Raw genomic sequence first — 3,371 nt, forward strand, 5'->3', positions numbered from 1 at the left:
GGTGGCGTGTAGGTGGTTCGGTCGAGGTCGAGTCGTGCCCCGGTGATCGGGTGGGTGAGCAGCCGGTGGAACGAGGGGGCGTTCGCGGCGACGCGTTTCGCGGTCTCGCTGTCGATGGGGCCGACGCCTTCGAGGCGGGCGGGTTCGTCGGTGATGCCGAGGAGGCTGAGGACCGGGACGGTGATCACCACCGTGGGGACGACGCCCTTCCTGGCCGGGACGGCGACGGAGGGCGATTCGGGGTCGGCGGCGACTTTCGCGCCTTCGAGGATCAGGTCCTGGGCGATGTCGAAGCGCAGCTGTCCGAGTCCGCGGTCCTCGTCGGGTGCACCGTGCGCGGTGATCGCTGCGGTGTGCAGGACGGTGTCCATCGCGGTGATGGTCACGGTGGGTCCGGTGATGATGAGGCAGGACTGCCCGTTCTGCCCGTGCTCGATCGAGGTGGTGCGGGCGTCGCGGGTGCGTCTGGCGCGTTCGATCATGGTGTCGCGTTGGACGCGTTCCCGGATCGTGCGGAACATCCGCGGCAGCGACGCGACCGGGGTGCGGTTCTGCGGTTCGGGACAGTACGTCCCGAGGATCGTCGCGATCTCGGTGTCGTAGGCGGCCCAGGCGTGACCGGTCATGCCTTCCGCGGCGCGGACTGCGAGATCCACTGCCCGCCAGGTGGTGTTCCCGGTCAGGTACACCCGCCAGGTACCCGGTAGGTGCCGGTCGAGGGTCTCGGCGGTGTCGATCCGGTGCGCGACGTCGTTCGGGTGCGTGCCGAGGGCGAGGGCGGTCTGGGCGAAGAACAGCTGCACGCCCTGGGATCCGCGGTGCGCGTACACGGTGCCGTACCGGTGGGTGAGGTCCTGCACCGCGGCCCGGTACGCGGTCAGCAGCCGCCGGGTGCGGGACGCGTCGGCGAGGCGGTACAGCTCCTCGGCCTCATCGAGGTCGCCCTGCGTCCAGGCGGCGGCGTGCTCCCACGCGTCCCGAGCCTCCGACGCGGTGGCGTCGTCGACGACGCGGGCGTCCCGGTCCACGAGGTCCCACAGCGGCGAGCACGTGACGTCGTCACCGGTACCGGACACCCGGAGGGGACCGAGCCAGCCCGGCTTCGGACCGGCGGCGAGGGTCTCGAGGGACGCCTCGACCTCCGCCTCCACAGTTCCGAACATGTCTTCGATACTACCCTGGATGGGGCTGCCGGGCAAGCGCGGAATACCTGATGAAACGACTGTATGATCCGGTTTCTCCGGATGCGTCCGGCGGCTGGTTCGATGGTCTCGAGGCTCGCTGCGCTCGCACCTCGACCAGCGGGGAGGAAGCGGGGACGGCCCTGGCGCCCCACCTGGTCTCGCGGTCCTCGGTTGTTCGACGTCGGGTCGTCCGACAGACTTGGGGACCGTGATCGTCGTCGTCGCGCCCGGGCAGGGCTCCCAGACGCCGGGGTTCCTCGCCCCCTGGCTCGAGCTCGACGGGGTCCGCGAGCGTCTCGAGGCGTACAGCGACGCCGTCGAGCTGGACCTGATCGAGCTCGGAACCACCGCCGACGCGGACGCGATCCGGCGTACCGACGTGGCTCAGCCGCTGATCGTCGCCGCCGGCATCGTCGCCGCGGCCGCGCTCGAGCGCGACATCACCGCCACGGCCGGGCACTCCGTCGGCGAGGTCACCGCTGCGGTGGTCGGCGGCGTGCTGAGCGACACCGACGGCATCCGGCTCGTCGCGACCCGCGGGCGTGCGATGGCCGAGGCCGCAGCCGCTGTGCCGACCGGGATGAGCGCCGTGATCGGTGGCGACGAGGCGGCGGTCGTCGGCCGGCTCGCCGAGCTCGGCCTCACTCCCGCGAACCGCAACGGCGGCGGCCAGATCGTCGCCGCGGGCGAGCTTCCCGCCCTGGACGCCCTGCGAGCCGAGCCGCCTGCCGGCGCCAGGGTGATCCCGCTGCAGGTCGCCGGCGCCTTCCACACCGCCTACATGGCCTCCGCCGTCGAGACGCTGCGCGGCTTCGCCGCGACCCTCTCCCCCGCCGACCCGGCCGCGCACCTCTGGACCAACCGCGACGGTGCGCTCGTCAGCGGCGGCGCCGAGTTCCTCCACCTGCTCGTGGGCCAGGTCGCGTCGCCGGTACGGTGGGACCGCTGCATGGAGTCGTTCGCGGGCGCCGGGATCACCGGGCTCGTCGAGCTGGCCCCGGCCGGCACGCTGACCGGGCTCGCGAAGCGCGGGCTCAGGGGGGTGCCGACCGTCGCGGTGAAGACGCCGTCGGACCTGGCCGCGGCGCGGGACCTGCTGGATCGAGTCGCATGACCGCCCTGAAGCAGACGACCGGGCACCCCGGATCGCGCATCCTCGCGTACGGCGCCGCCCGTGGCGAGACCGTCGTCACCAACGACGACATCGTCGGCCCGATCAACTCCTCGGACGAGTGGATCCGGCAGCGCACCGGCGTGGTCGAGCGCCGGCGGGCCGCGGCGGGTGTGGAGGCGGTCGACCTCGCCGAGCAGGCCGCGAAGGAGGCGATCGCCACCGCGGGGATCCGGCCGGACCAGCTCGGCGCCGTGCTCGTGTCGACGATCTCGAACACCGTGCAGACCCCGTCGCTGGCCGCCCTGCTCACCGAGCGGGTCGGCGCGACACCGGCGCCGGCGTACGACATCTCCGCGGCGTGCGCCGGCTTCACCTACGGCATCGCGCAGGCGGACGCGTTCATCCGGAGCGGCCTCGCCGAGTACGTGCTCGTCGTCGGCGCCGAGAAGCTCTCGACGTTCGCGAAGCCCACCGACAGGACCATCTCCTTCCTGCTCGCCGACGGCGCAGGCGCAGCGGTCCTCGGCCCGTCCGACGAGGCGGGCGTCTCCCCCACCGTGTGGGGCTCCGACGGCGGCAAGTGGGACGCCGTCGGCATGGACAGCACGCTCGGCGCCTACCGGGACGGCGCGGGAGCGGTCGACTGGCCGACCCTGCGGCAGGAGGGCCCGACGGTCTTCCGCTGGGCGGTGTGGGACATGGTGAAGGTCGCGCAACGCGCGATCGACGCCGCCGGGATCACGCCGGACGACCTCGCCGCATTCATCCCCCACCAGGCGAACATCCGCATCATCGACGAGCTCGCCAAGCAGCTGAAGCTGCCGGAGCACGTCCTGATCGCGCGGGACATCGTGACGACAGGCAACACGTCGGCCGCGTCGATCCCGCTCGCCGCGCACGCCCTGCTCGGTGAGCACCCCGAGCTGTCGGGCGGCCTCGCCCTGCAGATCGGGTTCGGTGCCGGCCTCGTGTTCGGCGCCCAGGTGGTGCGCCTGCCCTGATCGGTCCGAGTCCGCCGAAAGGGGCGGGCGATGCACGCCCCAATACACTGATCGTCGTCCGGTTCCGCACGC

General features: G+C 72.6%; 3 protein-coding genes. 2 read left to right on the forward strand and 1 reads right to left on the reverse strand.

What is annotated here, in order from left to right:
- On the reverse strand, positions 1–1,163 hold a 1,163-nt coding region (locus tag ACFE67_RS14640), incomplete at its 3' end, for a DUF222 domain-containing protein (RefSeq protein ID WP_375407604.1).
- Positions 1,164–1,392: 229 nt separating this feature from the next.
- On the opposite strand from ACFE67_RS14640, the gene ACFE67_RS14645 reads away from it, so the two are divergent.
- Together ACFE67_RS14645 and ACFE67_RS14650 are read left to right on the forward strand one after the other, a co-directional pair.
- Positions 1,393–2,298, forward strand: coding sequence for an ACP S-malonyltransferase (locus tag ACFE67_RS14645; protein WP_375407605.1), 906 nt, complete (start codon positions 1,393–1,395; stop codon positions 2,296–2,298).
- Entirely contained in the window at positions 2,295–3,299 is a 1,005-nt protein-coding gene (locus ACFE67_RS14650; protein WP_375407606.1) for a beta-ketoacyl-ACP synthase III, read from the forward strand. The genes ACFE67_RS14645 and ACFE67_RS14650 overlap by 4 nt, the downstream gene beginning before the upstream one ends.
- Positions 3,300–3,371 lie beyond the last annotated feature (72 nt).

The sequence above is a fragment of the uncultured Amnibacterium sp. genome, from assembly GCF_964244015.1.
Taxonomy (GTDB): domain Bacteria; phylum Actinomycetota; class Actinomycetes; order Actinomycetales; family Microbacteriaceae; genus Amnibacterium.

Excerpts from the sequence above, each read along its gene's own strand:
- ACFE67_RS14650 (WP_375407606.1), top strand. The coding sequence starts at position 2,295 with ATGACCGCCCTGAAGCAGACGACCGGGCACCCCGGATCGCGCATCCTC.